This is a genomic window from Aerococcus sp. 1KP-2016, assembly GCF_002252085.1.
Classification (GTDB): Bacteria; Bacillota; Bacilli; order Lactobacillales; family Aerococcaceae; genus Aerococcus.
Genome location: NZ_NEEY01000009.1, coordinates 1 through 18,145, shown reverse-complemented (window position 1 = coordinate 18,145; position 18,145 = coordinate 1). Strand labels below are relative to the sequence as shown.

At 37.2% G+C, this 18,145-nt stretch carries 13 protein-coding genes and 4 pseudogenes; 14 read left to right on the top strand and 3 right to left on the bottom strand.

The window, feature by feature from the left end; all coding sequences use genetic code 11:
- Positions 1–137: 137 nt before the first annotated feature.
- From B9P78_RS10500 to B9P78_RS03150, 4 genes and pseudogenes are all read left to right on the top strand, one after another.
- Entirely contained in the window at positions 138–263 is a 126-nt protein-coding gene (locus tag B9P78_RS10500; protein WP_255377070.1) for a hypothetical protein, read from the top strand.
- A gap of 50 nt (positions 264–313) precedes the next feature.
- Positions 314–1,414: an AI-2E family transporter gene (locus B9P78_RS03160; protein WP_255377069.1), complete on the top strand. Its 1,101-nt coding sequence runs from the start codon at positions 314–316 to the stop codon at positions 1,412–1,414.
- 88 nt (positions 1,415–1,502) lie between these two features.
- A pseudogene (locus B9P78_RS03155) lies at positions 1,503–3,217 on the top strand (ABC transporter ATP-binding protein).
- On the top strand, positions 3,217–5,058 hold the full coding sequence (locus B9P78_RS03150; protein ID WP_094518099.1) for an ABC transporter ATP-binding protein: 1,842 nt from the start codon (positions 3,217–3,219) through the stop codon (positions 5,056–5,058). The pseudogene B9P78_RS03155 and the gene B9P78_RS03150 overlap by 1 nt, the downstream one beginning before the upstream one ends.
- A gap of 296 nt (positions 5,059–5,354) precedes the next feature.
- On the opposite strand, the gene B9P78_RS03145 is transcribed toward B9P78_RS03150, so the two are convergent.
- From B9P78_RS03145 to B9P78_RS03135, 3 genes and pseudogenes are all read right to left on the bottom strand, one after another.
- Entirely contained in the window at positions 5,355–5,945 is a 591-nt protein-coding gene (locus tag B9P78_RS03145; protein ID WP_233487678.1) for an SOS response-associated peptidase, read from the bottom strand.
- 25 nt (positions 5,946–5,970) lie between these two features.
- Positions 5,971–6,659, bottom strand: a pseudogene (locus B9P78_RS03140) (type 1 glutamine amidotransferase).
- Positions 6,659–8,011, bottom strand: coding sequence for a Mur ligase family protein (locus tag B9P78_RS03135; protein ID WP_094518097.1), 1,353 nt, complete (start codon positions 8,009–8,011; stop codon positions 6,659–6,661). The pseudogene B9P78_RS03140 and the gene B9P78_RS03135 overlap by 1 nt, the downstream one beginning before the upstream one ends.
- 228 nt (positions 8,012–8,239) lie before the next feature.
- Between B9P78_RS03135 and B9P78_RS03130 the strand changes: the two genes are divergently transcribed.
- The 10 genes and pseudogenes from B9P78_RS03130 to ribF all read left to right on the top strand — a co-directional run bounded on the left by B9P78_RS03130 (position 8,240) and on the right by ribF (position 17,602).
- On the top strand, positions 8,240–8,860 hold the full coding sequence (locus B9P78_RS03130; protein WP_094518096.1) for a thymidine kinase: 621 nt from the start codon (positions 8,240–8,242) through the stop codon (positions 8,858–8,860).
- Positions 8,861–8,926: 66 nt separating this feature from the next.
- The gene (gene prfA, locus B9P78_RS03125) at positions 8,927–10,000 is read left to right on the top strand and encodes a peptide chain release factor 1 (protein ID WP_094518095.1); all 1,074 of its coding nucleotides are present in this window, start codon (positions 8,927–8,929) and stop codon (positions 9,998–10,000) included.
- Positions 9,993–10,847 carry a peptide chain release factor N(5)-glutamine methyltransferase gene (gene prmC / locus B9P78_RS03120; protein WP_094518094.1) on the top strand — a complete coding sequence of 285 codons (855 nt, stop codon included), beginning with the start codon at positions 9,993–9,995 and terminating at the stop codon, positions 10,845–10,847. Before prfA ends, prmC begins: the two co-directional genes overlap by 8 nt.
- Positions 10,848–10,873: 26 nt before the next feature.
- A pseudogene (locus tag B9P78_RS03115) lies at positions 10,874–11,940 on the top strand (L-threonylcarbamoyladenylate synthase).
- A 54-nt stretch (positions 11,941–11,994) separates the two neighbouring features.
- Positions 11,995–13,211: pseudogene (glyA, locus tag B9P78_RS03110) on the top strand (serine hydroxymethyltransferase).
- A gap of 120 nt (positions 13,212–13,331) precedes the next feature.
- Positions 13,332–13,967, top strand: coding sequence for a uracil phosphoribosyltransferase (gene upp / locus B9P78_RS03105; RefSeq protein WP_094518093.1), 636 nt, complete (start codon positions 13,332–13,334; stop codon positions 13,965–13,967).
- Positions 13,968–14,067: 100 nt separating this feature from the next.
- Positions 14,068–15,372, top strand: coding sequence for a UDP-N-acetylglucosamine 1-carboxyvinyltransferase (gene murA / locus B9P78_RS03100; protein ID WP_094518092.1), 1,305 nt, complete (start codon positions 14,068–14,070; stop codon positions 15,370–15,372).
- Between the two features lie 11 nt (positions 15,373–15,383).
- Positions 15,384–15,575, top strand: a complete 192-nt coding sequence (locus tag B9P78_RS03095) for a DNA-directed RNA polymerase subunit beta (protein WP_094518091.1) — start codon at positions 15,384–15,386, stop codon at positions 15,573–15,575.
- A gap of 138 nt (positions 15,576–15,713) precedes the next feature.
- Positions 15,714–16,625 carry a tRNA pseudouridine(55) synthase TruB gene (gene truB, locus B9P78_RS03090; RefSeq protein ID WP_094518090.1) on the top strand — a complete coding sequence of 304 codons (912 nt, stop codon included), beginning with the start codon at positions 15,714–15,716 and terminating at the stop codon, positions 16,623–16,625.
- Positions 16,626–16,648: 23 nt separating this feature from the next.
- Complete coding sequence (gene ribF, locus B9P78_RS03085) at positions 16,649–17,602, top strand: riboflavin biosynthesis protein RibF (RefSeq protein WP_094518089.1); 954 nt, start codon at positions 16,649–16,651, stop codon at positions 17,600–17,602.
- Positions 17,603–18,145 lie beyond the last annotated feature (543 nt).

Here is an 18,145-nt window from a genome sequence, read left to right as displayed (position 1 = left end):
ATTAAAACCTCACTTTCTCTTATTGCTTTTATTATACTAAAGATTGTGGCATTTCACACGAAAAAGGGTTGCTGATGCAAAGCTTTCGGTCTATGGATTTGCTATAATAAAGTGAGCTTTCTAAAGGAGTGAACACTATGAATTCAAATGATTTTGAAAATACACCTAGAGATTTAAATCAAAAAATGTCAGCCGCGCAAAGAAAAGAAGGGCTGACGATAAAAAAGTACCCAATAGAAGTTGGTTTTATCTGCATATACTAAATAATCGCTATGTCGGCATTCTTTTCATATTGATTCTCATTTCTATTTTTGTGAGTCAGTTTAGTAAAATTGCTTTTTTATTTGAACCAATCATTTCGTTTTTCCAAGTGATTTCCTTACCTATTATCATAGCCAGTATCTTTTACTATTTATCAGTTCCCTTAGTCAATAGTTTAGCAAAACATAAAGTCAACCGTACGATAGGTTCAACGATTGTGTTGATTGTTATCGCCGTTGTGATTACCGGTCTAATTGCACTTATTCCTTCCTTAGTGGATGAGGGGCGCAATTTAATTAATAACTGGGATTCCATTTGGCAAAATTACCAAAGCCGTCTTCAAGGGTTTATTAAAGGTGATTGGTATGATCAGGTTGATTTAGTGATTCAAACTTTTTTGACAAGATTCCAAGATTTATCAACTTTTAATTGGGAAAATATCGCCAATAGCGCGCTTACCAGTCTTTCTTCAATTGTAGGTACCGTTACGCGTGTAACTATTGCAATTGTTACTGCCCCAATTATCTTATTTTATATGTTGCGTGACGGATATAAACTACCAGGGTTCCTATCGCAATATTTACCAACTCAAATTCGTCAATCGACCATGCAATTAATTGCAGATATGAACAAACAAATTAGTCAGTATATTCGGGGGCAAATTATTGTTGCGATTGCGGTGGCCATTATGTTTGTTATTGGCTATTCCGTAATTGGATTACCTTACGGTGCAATTATCGGTGTTGCGGCAGGTTTTTTAAATATCATTCCTTACGTTGGTTCTTTCCTAGCTATGATTCCTGCGATTATAGTAGCCATCGTAGTAGGCCCAGTCATGATTATACAAGTTTTAATTGTATTCGCTATTGAACAAACAATTGAGAGTAGAGTCATCTCACCACAAGTTTTGGGTTCAAATTTAGCAATTCACCCGGTGACCATTATGCTGTTATTAATAGCGGCGGGTAATTTATATGGTGTAGCTGGTGTGGTATTCATTATTCCAATCTATGCAGTATTAAAGGTGATTTTTTTTCATTTCTTTGCATGGTACAAAGCTGTTTCTGGTTTATATGAAGATGATGATACGGATGATGAATTAGATGAAATTGATGTGGCGCCATTTGAGGAAGCTGTGCCTGAAGAGGATTAATACCATTTATTTGAGAATTCAAAATAATCAGCGTATAATGGAAAAATCGCACTGTTTTATACAAATATATTTTTAGAGGAGGAGTTACATGTGGCGTTTAATTAAACGCATACCTTTATGGGCCATGGTTGGTGCAATTGTCTTTGCAATGACGCAGGCTGTAGGGGAATTGCTATTACCTACGCAGACTGCCCGCATTATTGATGACGGGGTAGCAACGGGTAATATGGAGGCAATATACAGAATTGGCGGGCAAATGATTTTAATTACATTGTTAGTCATTGCTTCAGCGACCATTTCTGTATTTATTGCTGCTCGAACAAGTCAAAATTTGGGGCGCGAATTACGTAATGAAATTTATTCAAAAGTGCTCAGATTTTCAAAAGAAAATATGGGGGATTTTGGAGAGGCTTCATTAATCACACGATCTTCAAATGATATTCAACAAATTGAAGTTACTGTGATGATGATTTTGCGTATGGTTTTATTAGCACCTGCTATGCTTATTGCAGCTATTGTGATGGCGGTTATTTCTAGTCCGGAATTGAGTTTGGTTTATGCTGTTACAGGCCCTATTTTAGCGATTTTAATTTTTGTTATTCTACGTATGGTGTCACCTTATTTTAAATCTATGCAACGAAAAGTAGATGAATTAAATTTAATCTTTCGTGAGGGATTAACTGGGGTGCGTGTTATTCGTGCATTTAATCGTTCTAAATTTGAAGAAGAGCGATTTGCTACTGCAAACAAGGATTATGCGGATACTGCGATTAAAGCACTGTTCCGGATGTCGTTTTTGATGCCAATAATGACAACCATTTTATCATTAACAAACATTACTTTATCATGGCGTGGAGCACACCTTGTGGCTGCTCAAAAACTTAGTGTCGGGGTTATTTTATCGTTTGTTAACTATTCATTTATCATTATGTTCTCATTTATGATGTTAGGCATGATTTTTGTTATTTTACCAAGAGCGCAAGTTTCTGCTCAACGTATTAATGAAATTTTAGATACAGAAATTACGATTCACTCTCCAGAAAATCCTGTTTCAGTTAACCCAACAGAACCTGGTAAAGTTGCCTTTGAACATGTTGATTTTAAATTCGGCAATGCAGAGGCTAATGTTTGCAAAACATCAATTTCCAAGTGGGCCCAGGTCAAACTTTAGCCATTATTGGAGGGACGGGATCCGGTAAATCTACTATAGCAAATTTGATTATGCGCTTTTCAGATGTTACCTCAGGATCAGTAAAGGTTCATGACCATGATGTCAGAACCTATTCACTAGATAATTTAAGGGAATTAATTGGGTATGTACCACAAAAAGCCAATTTATTTACGGGTACAATTCGGGAAAACTTGTTATATGGTAATCCCAATGCGACAGATGATGATTTATGGTATGCCTTACGCATTGCACAAGCAGATGATTTTGTACGTGGACTACCCGAAGGATTAGATGCGCATGTCTCTCAAGGTGGGAATAACTTCTCTGGGGGACAAAAACAACGATTAAGTATTGCGAGAGCAATTGTTAAACATGCCAATATCTATATTTTTGATGATTCCTTCTCCGCTTTAGACTATACAACAGATCGTAAATTACGCGCGGCACTGAAAGATGTGACTGCTGAGGCTGCAACGATTATTATTGCCCAACGTGTTTCTACTATCCGAAACGCAGATATCATCATCGTGTTAGATAAAGGTGAAATCTCAGGTATGGGTACCCATGATGAATTAATGGCCAACGATATTTATCGTGAAATTGTAGAATCACAGATTAAGGAGGCGGAGTAATGGGAGATAAAAAGAAACAACTAGATGGCCGCCGTCATAAACCTAAAAATTTCTGGTCTACTTTGGGTCGTTTTATTAAATACATGGCCACACGTAAATGGACTTTCTTATTAATTATCATCTTGATTGTCTTATCAACAATTTTCCAAATTGTTTCACCGCGTATTTTGGGTCAAGCAACGACCTTAATTACCGATGGGGTAAGCAATGGCTTACAAAACGTGGATGGTCAGGAAATGTTTATCATTGACTATACAGGTCTTGCAAAAATTTTAGCTACAGTAGTTACATTTTATATCACTTCTGCGATTTTTAATTTCCTACAAGGGGTATTATTAAGTCGTACTTCACAACATGTCATTGAAGATCTACGAAATGATATGCGTGCTAAACTGAATCGTTTGCCGATTTCATTTTTAGATGCTACACCAAATGGTGAGATTATGTCCCGTGCCATAAATGATGTTGAAAATGTGGGGATGACACTACAACAAACTTTACAACAAGTTTTGATGTCTGCAACCCAATTTATTTTAACACTCGTGATGATGACTTTAATTAGTCCTAAAATGACTTTAATAGCAGCGGGTACAATCATCCTATCTACAATTATTATGTTATCTGTTACACCTGTATCGCAAAAGCTTTTCGCTGCGCAACAACGGGTGCAAGGGAATTTAAATGCCTACATTGAAGAAAATTATTCTGGTCAAGTAGAAAATAATGCATTTAATCAAAATACGCATAAAATTGACCAATTTAAAGCAAAATCAGATGAATATTATGAAATTTCTTGGAAAGCACAATTTATTTCTGGTATATTGATGCCTTTAATGAATTTAGCCAAAAACTTTGGTTATGTAGCGGTAGCTATCGTCGGTGGATTCTCGGTAGCCAATGGTACGATGCCTATAGGTGATGTGCAAGCCATGTTACAATATGCTGGTATCCTATCAGAACCATTGAAACAAACAGCCAATATGATTAATCAGTTACAACGTATGGTAGCTTCAATTGAACGTATTTTTGAATTCTTAGATGTTGCTGAAATGGAAGAGGAAGCCTCAAATATTCCTGCAATTGATACTGAATATAAGATGATTTTTGAAAATGTCCAATTTGGGTATGACGAAGGTGCAGAAAACCTTCTGATGCATGATTTTAATTTAAAGGTGAAACCTGGACAAATGGTGGCCATTGTTGGTCCAACTGGTGCAGGGAAATCTACGATCATTAATTTAATTGAGCGATTTTATAATGTGTCTGGTGGTTCTATAAAGTTTGAAGGCGTAGATACACGTGATATTAGCCAGGAAGATTTACGTGCCAAAATGGGTATGGTCTTGCAAGACACTTGGTTGTTTAATGGTACGATAGCTGAAAATATCGCTTATGGTTCACATAAAGATCACATTACGAGACAAGATGTGGTACGTGCAGCACAAGCAGCTCACGTTGACGATTTTGTTCGTAAGTTACCGAACGGATATGACACAGTCATCAACCAAGATGGCTCCAACATGTCTCAAGGCCAACGTCAATTATTAACTATCGCTCGTGCTTTCATGTCTGATCCTGAAATATTAATCCTAGATGAAGCAACATCTTCAATTGATACGCGTACAGAAAAATTGATTCAAAAAGCAATGAGTCAATTGTTAGAAGGGCGAACATCATTTGTCGTTGCTCACCGCTTATCAACGATTCAAGATGCGGATAATATCATTGTATTAAACCATGGAGATGTTATTGAAACGGGTAACCACTTCGAATTATTAGCACAAAAAGGATTCTACTATAATCTATATAATGCACAGTTTGTTAACGGCGAATTTGAGTAAAAAAAAGAGGCTGGGACAAAAAATTAAAATCATAGATTTTTCGTCCTTACAATGTAGGTTCCTTGTGAGCCGTTGGACCATTGAAAGCCAGGATCTTTCAATTTGAAATCGAGCCAAGGTCTCGATTTCATCCTCTTTCACGGCTAAGGAACTACACTTTCAGTCCTTTAACCTGTTCCCATGATATATTTCAATCAAAATTTATAATAATTTTTCAAAGTAAAAGGCGTACACAACTCTTATTCAGAATTGTGTACGCCTTTTTAGAGGCCTTTTGTCCCAGCCACATTTTTTGTTTAAACTGCGTGAGCCATTAATTTTTGATGAGTAGAGTGTTGATATTGAAAAGCAAAAGTGTCATCTAGTATCCACTTTTTGACATCTTGTGCGGCAATCAATAAAGGCATCCGGTGGTGGATTTGGCCAACAACTTCATCGGGTTCTGTTGTTAATATGATGGATTCGGCTTGGCGCTGACCTGTTTTAGGGTCATTAAACATGCGGTAAAATCCACCAACATATAAAACATGCTTCGGTTCAGAAAATGTATATGGATCCTTATTAACGGAAAATTCATAGAAAGCTGACATTGGGAAGATAATTCGTCGTGTCTCAAAGGCTTCTTTAAACATTTTCTTCTCTCGGGCCGTTTCAATTCGCGCATTGATTAGTAGTTGGTTAGGCTTAAATCCAGTAAATCCCCATTTGGTTAGTGCAGGGACAATTTCCTTTTCTGGATTGGCACCTAATGTAATCACTTGACTACTTGGATAAATAATATCCACTGCAGAATCAGGGATTTCACCATCTCGTTGGCGAATTTCATTGTAATAGTCGAAGAGCACTTGTTCACTTTTATCATATAGATATCTTCCACACATAGCCATACCTCCGGAAATTTCAAAATGAATATTAACCCTCAGTTGGAAGGTTTTCTTTAGCCAGACGGGCATCCATATTTTGAATCGCTAAAGCAACGATTTCTTTGGTCAATTGGTCATTACGGACAAGTAGGGGACCATGGAAATATGAACCAAAAGTATTTTTATACATTACACCTTCAGTTTGGTCTTCGCCATTATTTCCAAATCCTGTTACAACTTTACCTAAAGCTTGTGTATTTTCACCTAGGAAAGTTCGACCATTATGATTTTCATAACCATAGTACGTTTGACCGAATCGTTCATTTTCAATCACAATATCACCAATAAAACGATTATGGTCTTGGTTTAAGGTATAGTGGTCTAGCGCACCAATACCTTCAAGTCGTTCACCTGCTGCATTAATATAGTACTTACCTAATAATTGGAAACCACCACAAATACCAATCGTAACACCATAGTTTTCTATATAGCTGTTAAAGCTTCTTTTTTGGATTGAATATCTCTAGCAACGATTTTTTGTTCGTAGTCTTGACCACCACCAAAGAAAACTAAATCATATTTATTAGGGTCAAAATCATCTCCAACTGAGACTAGTTCTGTTTCAACTTGAACATCTTGTTGCTTTGCTTCGTATTCAAGCATCAATAGGTTACCGTTGTCACCGTATGTATTCATTAAGTTTCCATATAAATGGGCAATTTTTAACGTTCGTGTCATTAGTTCATACGCTCCTTCACATAACCTGATTCTGCTAATTCTTTACGGATATTCAACATAGCAGTATAGGTCGCAAGAATATACACTTTTTCAGTAGGTGCTGTTTTAACGGCTTCGACGATAGCTTTAGGATCGTCCAATTTAATTAAAGTTTCGGTATTAAAACCGGCAACCATCAGACGTTTTGTTAAATCCTCAACCCGGATACCAGCGACAAATGTTGTATCAATGTTATCCATTTGGGCTAATTTTTCAAAGTTACCATCCCAAATCCAAGAAACATCTTGACCATCAGCAGGACGGTCATTTAAGACAGTGATTAAAGTAAACGGTGCTTTTTCGAGTAAGGTTAGTTCGATAATTTGATTTAAACCAACCGGATTCTTAATCAAGTTGATACGTAAATCATGTCCATCTACATTAATTGCTTCTTGACGGCCAAAAATACGTTTGGCACTTTGCAAGCCCTTAGCAATATCTTCTTGAGAAATACCAAAATAACGGCCCAATGAGTATGCAGCTAATGCATTGTATACATTATATAAACCGGCGACTGGAATTTCATATTGATAACCATCGATTGTAAACGTAGCTGATTCCGGCGTTAACGCATCTACATGATCCACTTTATAGGTTAATTCCGGACGGTGAACACCACAGTTGGGACAGAAATAGTCACCCAAGTTTGAATAAGTAATATCATGATAATGTAAAACATGTTCACAGTTAGGGCAAATGACACCATCTGTATTGTTATCAGCAAGGAAGTCGCGGGATTGATCCTTATTATCAAAACCGAAGAATATTTGTGGATTCGCTACCTCACGTGATGCAAAAATAGGCGCATCTCCGTTTTGTAGCAAGATAGCATTTGGTGCTTTTGCGGCACCTTGTAAAATGAAATCATAAGTTGTATAGATTTCTCCGTAGCGATCCATTTGATCACGGAAGATATTCGTTGTTAAAATGACTTCTGGTTTAATGTGTTCAGTGATGTGACGTAATGAAGCTTCATCTACTTCAAGTACGGCAATTTTTTTATCAGATTTCTTACCTGAATCTTCAATAAAAGATGACGTAATACCTTGTAACATGTTAGAACCAGAATTATTGGTCATCACATGGTCATAGGCTTGTTTTAAAATATTTACGGTTAGGGCAGTCGTTACTGTTTTCCCGTTAGTCCCTGTAATGATGACTACTCGATAGTTTTCACCTAAGGCTTTTAGGATATCAGGATCAATACGTTGTGCGATTTTACCTGGTAAAGAGGTCCCACCACTCGTAAATTTTTTAAGTAGTTGCTGGCTTGTTCTCCCAGCGAGTGTTGCTATTTGGCTTTTGAATTTCATATTGGCGCTCCTCCATTATTCAATGTTCATTCGAACTCTCGTAGAACAATTTTACCATAAGAGATGATTTTTCTGAAAAAAATCAGGGCATTTAAGATTTCTTTAAAAATTCACCTGCTTATTTTACGTAATTCGTAGAGAAATACTGAATAAAAATTGACTAGAGACAGGTTTAAAAGTAAAATGAATAGTTGAGTGTATCGATATAAATTGGATAGGAGTGTTTGGATGGCGCAATTATTTTTCCGTTACGGTGCGATGAACAGTGGTAAATCATTTGAGATTATTAAAGTAGCACATAACTATGAAGAACAAAATAAGCATGTTTTAGTCTATACGAGTGCGGTGGATAATCGTGCAGGTGTAGGAAACGTATCTAGTCGTGTTGGTGAAGAAAGAGCCGCTAGAGCAATTGCTGAAGATACAGATGTGTATGAAGACCTTGTTCAATACTTACGTGAAACTAATGAGAAAATTTACTGTATCTTGATTGATGAAGCACAGTTCTTGAAGAAAGAGCATATTTATCAACTCGCACGTATTGTGGATGATCTGAATATTCCTGTCATGGCATTTGGCCTAAAAAATGATTTCCTAAATAATTTGTTTGAAGGGTCTAAATACCTACTATTGTTAGCAGATAAAATAGAAGAAGTGAAAACAATTTGCTGGTTCTGTGCCAAGAAAGCAACTATGAACATGCGTGTCTCTGAAGGACATCCTGTCTATGAAGGCGCACAGGTTCAAATTGGCGGTAATGAGGCATATTATCCAGTATGTCGTAAACATTATCACCACCCACCATTGAAAGATGGTAAAATTTATATTGAACGCAACAATGAAGCTTAGGCATTAATTGAAAAGTCCTATTATTCAAGCACACAAGTATAAAAGCTATAGAAAAGAGTTGAAACAATGTTTAATGATCAATTAGATTCATTTATCGCTCGTTACGCTGAAGTAACAGAGCTTATGAGTGACCCGGATGTTATTAATGATAACCAACGTTTCCGTGCCATTTCAAAAGAAGAAGCGGATTTACGTCCAAAAGTAGAAACATTTACCCACTACAAAGAAGTTGTTGAAGGTATTGCTGATACTGAAGAGTTATTAGCTGAAACTACTGACGATGAAATGACAGAGTTAGCTAAAGAAGAGTTAAAAGAACTTAAAGAAGAACGCGAACAACTTGAAGAAGAAATCAAACGCTTAATGATACCTTCTGATCCTAACGATGACAAAAATATTATCATGGAAATTCGTGGTGCCGCAGGTGGAGATGAAGCACAATTATTTGCTGGCGACTTATACGAAATGTACAATCGTTATGCAACTAACCAAGGTTGGCGTGTAGAAGTTGTTGAATCTTCAAGTAATGATATTGGTGGTTATAAAGAAATCACACTGCAAATTCAAGGGGACAACGTATACTCTAAATTAAAATTTGAATCAGGCGCACATCGTGTGCAACGTGTACCAGACACTGAGTCTCAAGGCCGTGTACATACATCGACTGCAACTGTAGGTGTCATGCCCGAACTTGAGGACGTTGACTTCGATTTAGATGATAAAGATATCCGTCTTGATATTTTCCGTGCGTCTGGTGCAGGTGGACAACATGTCAACAAAACATCATCTGCCGTACGTTTAACGCATATTCCAACGGGTATTGTTGTATCTATGCAAGACCAACGTTCGCAACAACAAAATAAAGATAAAGCTATGATGATTTTACGTTCTCGTGTTTATGAAAAATTGGCTTCTGAGCAACAAAATGAATATGATTCTCAACGTAAAAACTTGGTGGGTACTGGTGATCGTTCTGAACGTATCCGTACATATAATTATCCACAAAACCGTGTAACTGATCACCGAATCGGTTTAACCATTCAAAAATTAGACCGTATTATGAGTGGTGAGTTGGATGAAATCGTTGACGCTTTACTATTAGCTGACCAAGCCAATAAATTAGAGGAGTTAAATGATTAATACGACGTACTTAGAGGTCCAAGCATGGGCCTCTTCTTTTTTAGATGAAAATAACCATGAAGCAGAAATTGCATATCACTTGATGTTAGACATGGCAGATTTTTCAGTTTCAGATTGGCAAATACATCGCCAAGATACCATGCCTAGTGAATTAAAGGATGCCTATGTTGAAGCTATTCATAAAGTAGTGACTGAAAATTATCCGTGGCAGTATATCGTTGGTAAAGCGTGGTTTTATGGTGAAGACTTCAAAGTAACACCTGCAACTTTAATTCCGAGACAAGAAACAGAAGATCTTGTAACTTTTGTGTTCAAATTAATCAAAAATGGGCAGATTAAACCGGATGCCAAAATTTTAGATATTGGGACGGGGACAGGTATAATTGCAATTACTTTAAAAACACATTATCCAAATCTGCAAATTACGGCAACAGACATTTCACCAGAAGCCTTAGCTGTTGCAAAAGAAAATGCTCAGGCCAAAAATACAACTATTCGATTTGAACTGGGGGATTTGTATGATCCCGTGGCAAACGAAAAATTTGATGTGATTATTTCTAACCCGCCATATATAAGTGAGGATGAGACAGATGTCATGTCACTTTCTACATTATTATATGAACCCAAGGGTGCCTTATTTGCCGATGATAGTGGCTACGATATTTACTGGCGCCTTTTTGAGGGGTTAAATGATCACCTTACCTCTGACGCACACTTCATCGCAGAGTTCGGATATAAGCAAGGTAGACACTTGCTAACACGTGCGAAAGCCATGTTTCCCAACTTAAAAGCAAACATTATCCAGGATTACACGGGTAACGACCGTATTTTATGGATAAATTCATAAAAATATAGATACAATTTTAATAGAACATGTTAAAATATAAATACGAGATGAAAGGGGTTTTCTCTGTTATGACAAAAATCATTCAGGCAAATCAACTAGAAGAAGGTGCTCAATTACTTCGTGCTGGTAAATTAGTCGCATTCCCAACGGAAACAGTATTCGGTTTGGGTGCAATTGCAAATAACGAAGCGGCTGTAAAATCCGTATACACAGTAAAAGGGCGCCCTAGTGACAATCCCTTGATTGTTCATATAGCTGATGCAGAGGATATTTTTGAATTTATGCAGGATGACGATCAAATGCGTCATTCGCTCATTGAAAAATTAAGTGATGCATTCTGGCCGGGACCGTTGACGCTTGTTGTACCAGTTAAAGCGGATACTTTTCCGGCTGTTGTTACAGGGGGGATGGATACGGTAGGTATTCGCTTACCAGACCTTGATACAACGCGTGAATTGATTCGATTAACTGGCTTCCCTTTAGTAGGACCTTCAGCTAATATTTCTGGCAAACCAAGTCCAACTAAAGTGGAACATGTCAAACATGACTTTGATGGTAAAATCGGAGGCATTGTGAATGCAGATCCTACCCGTATTGGTGTGGAATCGACCGTTTTAGATTTAACTGATGAGCGGGGCCTAATTATTTTGCGACCTGGTTTCATTACAAAATCTATGATTGAGAAAGTCATTGATAATGTGCCAATCTTTATTGGGGGTAGCATTGCGAGTGATGATACCACGGCACCAAAAGCACCCGGCATGAAATATATTCACTATAGCCAGATCAACCTGTCATGGCAGTAAGTTATGATGAAATGGCGAATGTGTTACAAGATTTGGAAAATCAAAACATGCCTTTTGCACTTGCAGCAACAACTCAAACCCTGGCTGAATACGGTACTCGTGCTCGAGCAACTTTCTCTCTTGGCGAAGATATCACCAGTGCTACGCATACTTTATTTTCTGCACTGAGAACCTTCGATGATGTACCTGAAATTACCCAAATTGTGGTTGAACTTTTCCCAGATGAAGAGGAAAATAGTGCCTACCGCAATCGCTTAATCAAAGCAAGTTCAGTGGTAATGGAATAATTTTCGTAACACCAAAAAATTTGTCTACTTATAGACAATGGAGGCTAACAATAAATGGAAAAAGATATTGTATTTGATTTATTAAACGAAGAATTAGAACGTCAACAAAATGGTATTGAATTAATTGCCAGTGAAAACTGGGTTTCTCAAGCCGTACGAGATGCGCAAGGTTCAGTAGCAACCAATAAATATGCCGAAGGTTACCCTGGAAAACGTTACTATGGTGGTTGTGAAGTAGTAGATAAGAAAACTTAGCAATTGACCGTGCCAAAGAATTATTTAGCGCAGCTTATGCAAATGTACAACCACATTCAGGTTCTCAAGCAAATATGGCTGTTTATGATGCCTTCTTAGAACCCGGTGACCTTGTTTTGGGTATGAACCTAACAGATGGTGGCCATTTAACACATGGTTCAAAAGTTAATTTCTCTGGTAAAAAATACAATTTTGTCAATTATAACGTTAGCCCCGTGGACGAACGCATTGATTATGATGAAATCGAACGTTTAGCTCAAGAACATCAACCTAAATTAATCGTTGCAGGTGCATCAGCATACACACGTACCATTGATTTTGAACGTATCAGTCAAATTGCTAAAGATGTTAATGCTTACTTTATGGTAGATATGGCGCATATTGCTGGTTTAGTAGCAGCTGATTTACATCCAAACCCAATTCCATATGCAGATGTCGTTACTTCTACAACACATAAAACATTACGTGGACCTCGTGGTGGTTTAATCCTTTCAGGAAATGCTACTTATGGTAAAAAATTGAATTCTGCAATTTTCCCCGGTATCCAGGGTGGGCCACTAGAGCATGTAATTGCTGCAAAAGCTGTTGCTTTTGGTGAAGCTTTGCAAGATGACTTTAAAGACTACCAAGCACAAATTATTAAGAATGCTAAAGCTTTTGAAGCAGTATTTGAAGCAGAAGGCATTCCTATGGTTTCTGGTGGTACGGATAACCATATGCTATTATTAAAAGTTGTTGATTTTGGTGTAACAGGTGCTGATATCGAAGTTGCTTTAGATGAAGTTGGTATTACAGTAAACAAGAATACAATTCCAAATGAAACTTTAAGCCCATTCAAAACAAGTGGTATTCGTATAGGAACTCCAGCTATCACCACTCGCGGTTTTAAAGAGACTGAAGCAACGACAGTAGCTCAATTAATTGCAAAAATCATTAAAAACTATGATGATCAAGAAGTATATAGTGAAGTAAAAGATGCAGTAAAAACTTTAGTAAGTAAATTCCCATTAAAATAATCAATTTAGCGTTCATGTAACCACTTGCATGAACGCTTTATATTCTGTATAATGTTTTAGGTTTAAGCCAATTACGAACAATGTAAAAAACAGGATAAAGAAAGATTGAGGTAATCATTAATGAGTAAGTTAGTTGTAATTGATCATCCATTGGTTCAACATAAAATGGCTATGTTACGTGATAAGAACTTAGGTACAAAAGGTTTCCGTGAATTAGTAAATGAAATCACGATGTTTTTAGGTTACGAAGTAACTCGTGATTTATCAGTGGAAGATATTGAAATTGAAACACCATTGATGAAAACAACTCAAAAAGTTATTTCTGGTAAAAAATTGGCAATTGCGCCAATCTTACGTGCTGGTTTGGGTATGGTTGACGGCATGTTATTATTAACACCTGCTGCAAAAGTAGGGCATATTGGTATGTTCCGTGATGAAGAAACTTTGGAACCTCAAGAATATTTCTTTAAAATGCCTCAAGATATCGATGAACGTGAAGTAATTGTTGTTGACCCAATGTTAGCTACAGGTGGTTCTGCAATTATGGCCATTGATTCATTAGTGAAACGTAACGTTGATCCAGTAAATGTTAAATTTGTGTGCCTTGTGGCTGCACCTGAAGGCGTTAAAGCATTGCAAGCAGCATATCCGCAAGTAGATATTTATACAGCTGCCTTAGATGAAAAATTAAACGAAGATGGCTACATTTTGCCAGGTCTTGGCGATGCTGGTGACCGATTATTCGGTACATTATAATTGTCATTGTTTAGACTTATATGCTAACCTTGATATGTTCGCATAAAAATAAATGACATAATAAGGTCAATAAATATAAATTTAGATAGGTGATAATGAAATGACGGAAAATATGATAATTAAAGGTGGCAACCGATTAGAAGGCCACGTAAAAATTGACGGGGCTAAAAATGCGGTTTTACCTTTATTAGCTGCAACTTTGTTAGCAGATAAAGGCCAAAGCCACATCTCAAATGCTTCATTACTTTCAGACGTATACGTAATGAATGACGTATTGCGTAATTTGAATGCAACTGTTGATTTTGATGAAACGAATTACGAAATCATTGTTGATGCTACAAAAGAATTAACAACTGAAGCACCATTTGAACTTGTTAGTAAAATGCGTGCAAGTATCGTTGTAATGGGGCCTTTATTGTCTCGTTACGGACATGCTAAATTTGCCATGCCTGGTGGTTGTGCAATTGGCTCTCGTCCAATTGACTTGCATGTAAAAGGTTTTGAAGCTTTAGGTGCTAAAGTAACGACTACCGCAGGGTATGTAGAAGCTGTTGCTGAAAAATTGATTGGTGCTAATATTTATTTAGATTTCCCAAGTGTTGGTGCTACCCAAAATATTATGATGGCCGCAGCCCTAGCAGAGGGCACCACTATAATTGAAAACGTAGCACGTGAACCTGAAATCGTAGACTTAGCTAACTTTATTAATAAAATGGGTGGGCATGTTCAAGGTGCAGGTACTGATACAATCAAGATTCGCGGTGTTGAAAGCCTAACTGGTACTGAGCATACTGTCATTCCAGACCGTATTGAAGCAGGTACATTTATGGTTGCTACTGCAATTACCGAAGGTGACGTATACATCGAAGATGCCATTTCAGAACATAATCAACCGCTTATTTCTAAATTAAAAGAATTAGGCGCAACAATTACTGAAGATGTATCTGGTGTTCGTGTACAAGGATCTGCCGTATTAAAAGCAACAAAAGCGAGAACTTTACCATACCCAGGTTTCCCAACTGATATTCAATCACCATACACAGTAGCACAGGCGTTAGCAGAAGGCACTTCTGAAATGGAAGAAACTGTTTTTGAAAACCGTTTTATGCATTTGGAAGAATTGCGTCGAATGAATGCAAACTTCTCAATTAATGGAGATACTGCGATTATTACTGGTCCAGCAAAACTTCAAGGTGCTGCAGTGGCAGCTTCTGATTTACGTTCTGCAGCTGCTTTAATTCTCGCTGGTTTACGTGCGGAAGGTTTAACGAAAGTTTCTGAATTAAAATATTTAGACCGTGGCTACCATTCTTTTGAAAAGAAATTACAAGCCTTAGGTGCAAATGTATTACGTGTTGACGTAGACGGTAAAACAGACGCAGAACTTGAAGCATTATTAGATTAGTAGGGGATAATATGAAACAATTCCATCAATATTTAGACGCACCATGGAAGAAATTTTTATTTTGGGGTATTGTCATTTTAATCCTGTCTATAGTACTTTTTATCATTGGTGGTATTATAGGCTATGGTGTTTCTTCTGATAATTCACCTTTTAATTTTTTAAGTAGTAAAACATGGAACCATGTATTTTCGTTTATCAAATAGAAGACGAAGTATATGAAAAGTACCGGGTAGTAGCAATTTGCTGCCCGGTTTTTTGATGTCTTTTATCGTCTTCTTTAGATTTTTCCTACTGCAAGTTCTTGACCATATGTTACAATATCTTAGATATGAGGTGAGTAAATGGACGGAATTTTACCTTTATGGAAAGAACGCGGCATGACAAGTCATGACTGTGTCTTTAAGGTCAGAAAAATATTACATATGAAAAAAGTTGGTCATACGGGAACGTTAGACCCAAATGTTGACGGTGTCCTCCCTATTTGCTTAGGTAGTGGGACTAAATTAGTGGAATTATTAATGGATAAAACCAAAGTTTATACTGGTGAAATTACCTTTGGTTTTGCAACAACAACTGAGGATTTAGATGGGGAAATCGTCCGTGAGGAAGTGATTGAAACAGCTATTTCCGATAAAGCTATTCAAGAGGCCATGCAAAAGTTAACAGGGCATATTGTCCAAATTCCACCAATGTTCTCAGCAATTAAAGTGAATGGCAAACGTCTTTACGAATATGCACGTGAGGGAATAGCGGTTGAGCGACCTGAGCATCCAGTTTATGTAGATGCATTCGAAATGACGAGTGCTTCAACCTTAGCAGATGGACGTCAACATTTTCAGTTTAAAGTGGTTTGCGGTAAGGGTACTTATGTACGAACTTTGGCAAGCGACTTGGGTGTCACACTTGGTGTACCTGCAACTATGACGAGCCTTACGAGAGCGGCGTCTACGCCTTTTAGTCAAGACGACTGCCTCACCCTAGACCAACTGCGTGAAGCAGTGGAAAAGGACGATTTTTCGTGGCTAGTAAGTATTGAAGAATCATTGTCGGTATATCCGCAGTGGCACGTATCTTCTACAGAAGTCATTTTACACAAATTAATAGACAATGGCTCGGTCTTAGATTTAAATGTTCTGCCAAAGGAATTACAGGATCAACTGCCAGTCACTGTTTTTTTAGATGATAAAATCAAAGCATTATACGACTTACATCCTTCAAAAGATGGTAAGATTAAACCGACAAAAATGTTCTAAGGAATAGATAGGGAAGGTAATTTATGGAGACAATATACTTACACCATCCATACAAACAAGAGGATGTCTATCAAGGTCATATAGTCCTTGCTTTAGGTTTCTTTGACGGTGTGCATAGAGGGCACCAGGCAGTAATTGAGGCTGCTAGAAAAGAAGCGAATCGCTTGCAGCTACCATTGGCTGTAATGACGTTTAACATGGCCCCACGCATAATGTACCAACAAATTCGACCTGAAGAAGTGACTTATTTAACCACCATGGTTGAAAAGCAACGTTTAATGGCTCAATTTGGTGTTGATTATTTATATGTTGCGCAATTGACTTCAGCTTTTTCAAAACTGGCTCCTCAAGATTTTGTGGATCAATATATGGTCGGCTTACATGCCCAAACTGTAGTTGCTGGATTTGATTATACCTATGGCAAAAAAGATGTTGCCAACATGTCTACTTTAAAACAACATAGTAAGGAGCGCTTTCAAATTATTGAAGTTGCACAATTAGCTGAGGCAGACGGGAAAGTTGGATCAACTGAAATTCGTCAAGATTTGGAGACAGGTTTATTAAGTCATGCAAATGAAAAGCTGGGCTACATTTACAGTCTTGAAGGAATTGTTGTTCACGGTGAAAAACGTGGCCGGCAAATGGGCTTTCCAACAGCCAATTTAATGATTCCAAGTGAATCATTAATCCCTAAAGAAGGCGTATATGTTGTTGAGATGCTAATAAACGGCACCATGTATCAAGGTGTCGCATCAATTGGTACTAATATTACCTTTGGCGAGAATCGAAAACGTACAGTTGAAATTTTCTTATTAGATTTCCATCAAGAAATTTACGGTGAAGCAGTCACTGTTTATTGGCATCAATACTTACGACCAGAATTGAAATTTGATGGTATGGAAAGCCTTATAGCGCAAATGGATGATGATGCAGCTCAAGCTAGAGCATATTTGACTGCCTATTCTCCGTATATATAACAGAAAAAAGGTTGGGAAAAAAGGCCTCTAAAAGAGGCTGGGACAAAACTACTTTTGCGAAAAAAGTAGTCCCACTTTCGTTTATTTTTATAAAGATATAGAAAAATACACTCCCACTACTGAACAAAAAAGTTCATAGTTTTGGGCGTGAATTTTTTTGAGAGACCTTTTGTCCCAGCCTCTTTACTTTGAAAAATCTTTATAAATTTTGATTGAAACATATCATGGGAACAGGTTAAAGGACTGAAAGTGTAGTTCCTTAGCCGTGAAATAGGATGAAATCGAGACCTTAGCTCGATTTCAAATTGAAAGACCCTGGCTTTCAAAGGTCCCACGGCTCACAAGGAACGTACACTGTAAGGACGAAAAATCTATGATTTTAATTTTTTGTTTTGTCCCAGCCTCTTTTTTTGTATTTAATATCCTACAAGATAAAATGTGGCATTATTTGTGGTTGGAAGTGAATCACTTTACATTTAATCAATATGATAATGAAAACATAAAACAGATTTTCTTATTGCAAGTAATGGAATTTTCTTTCGT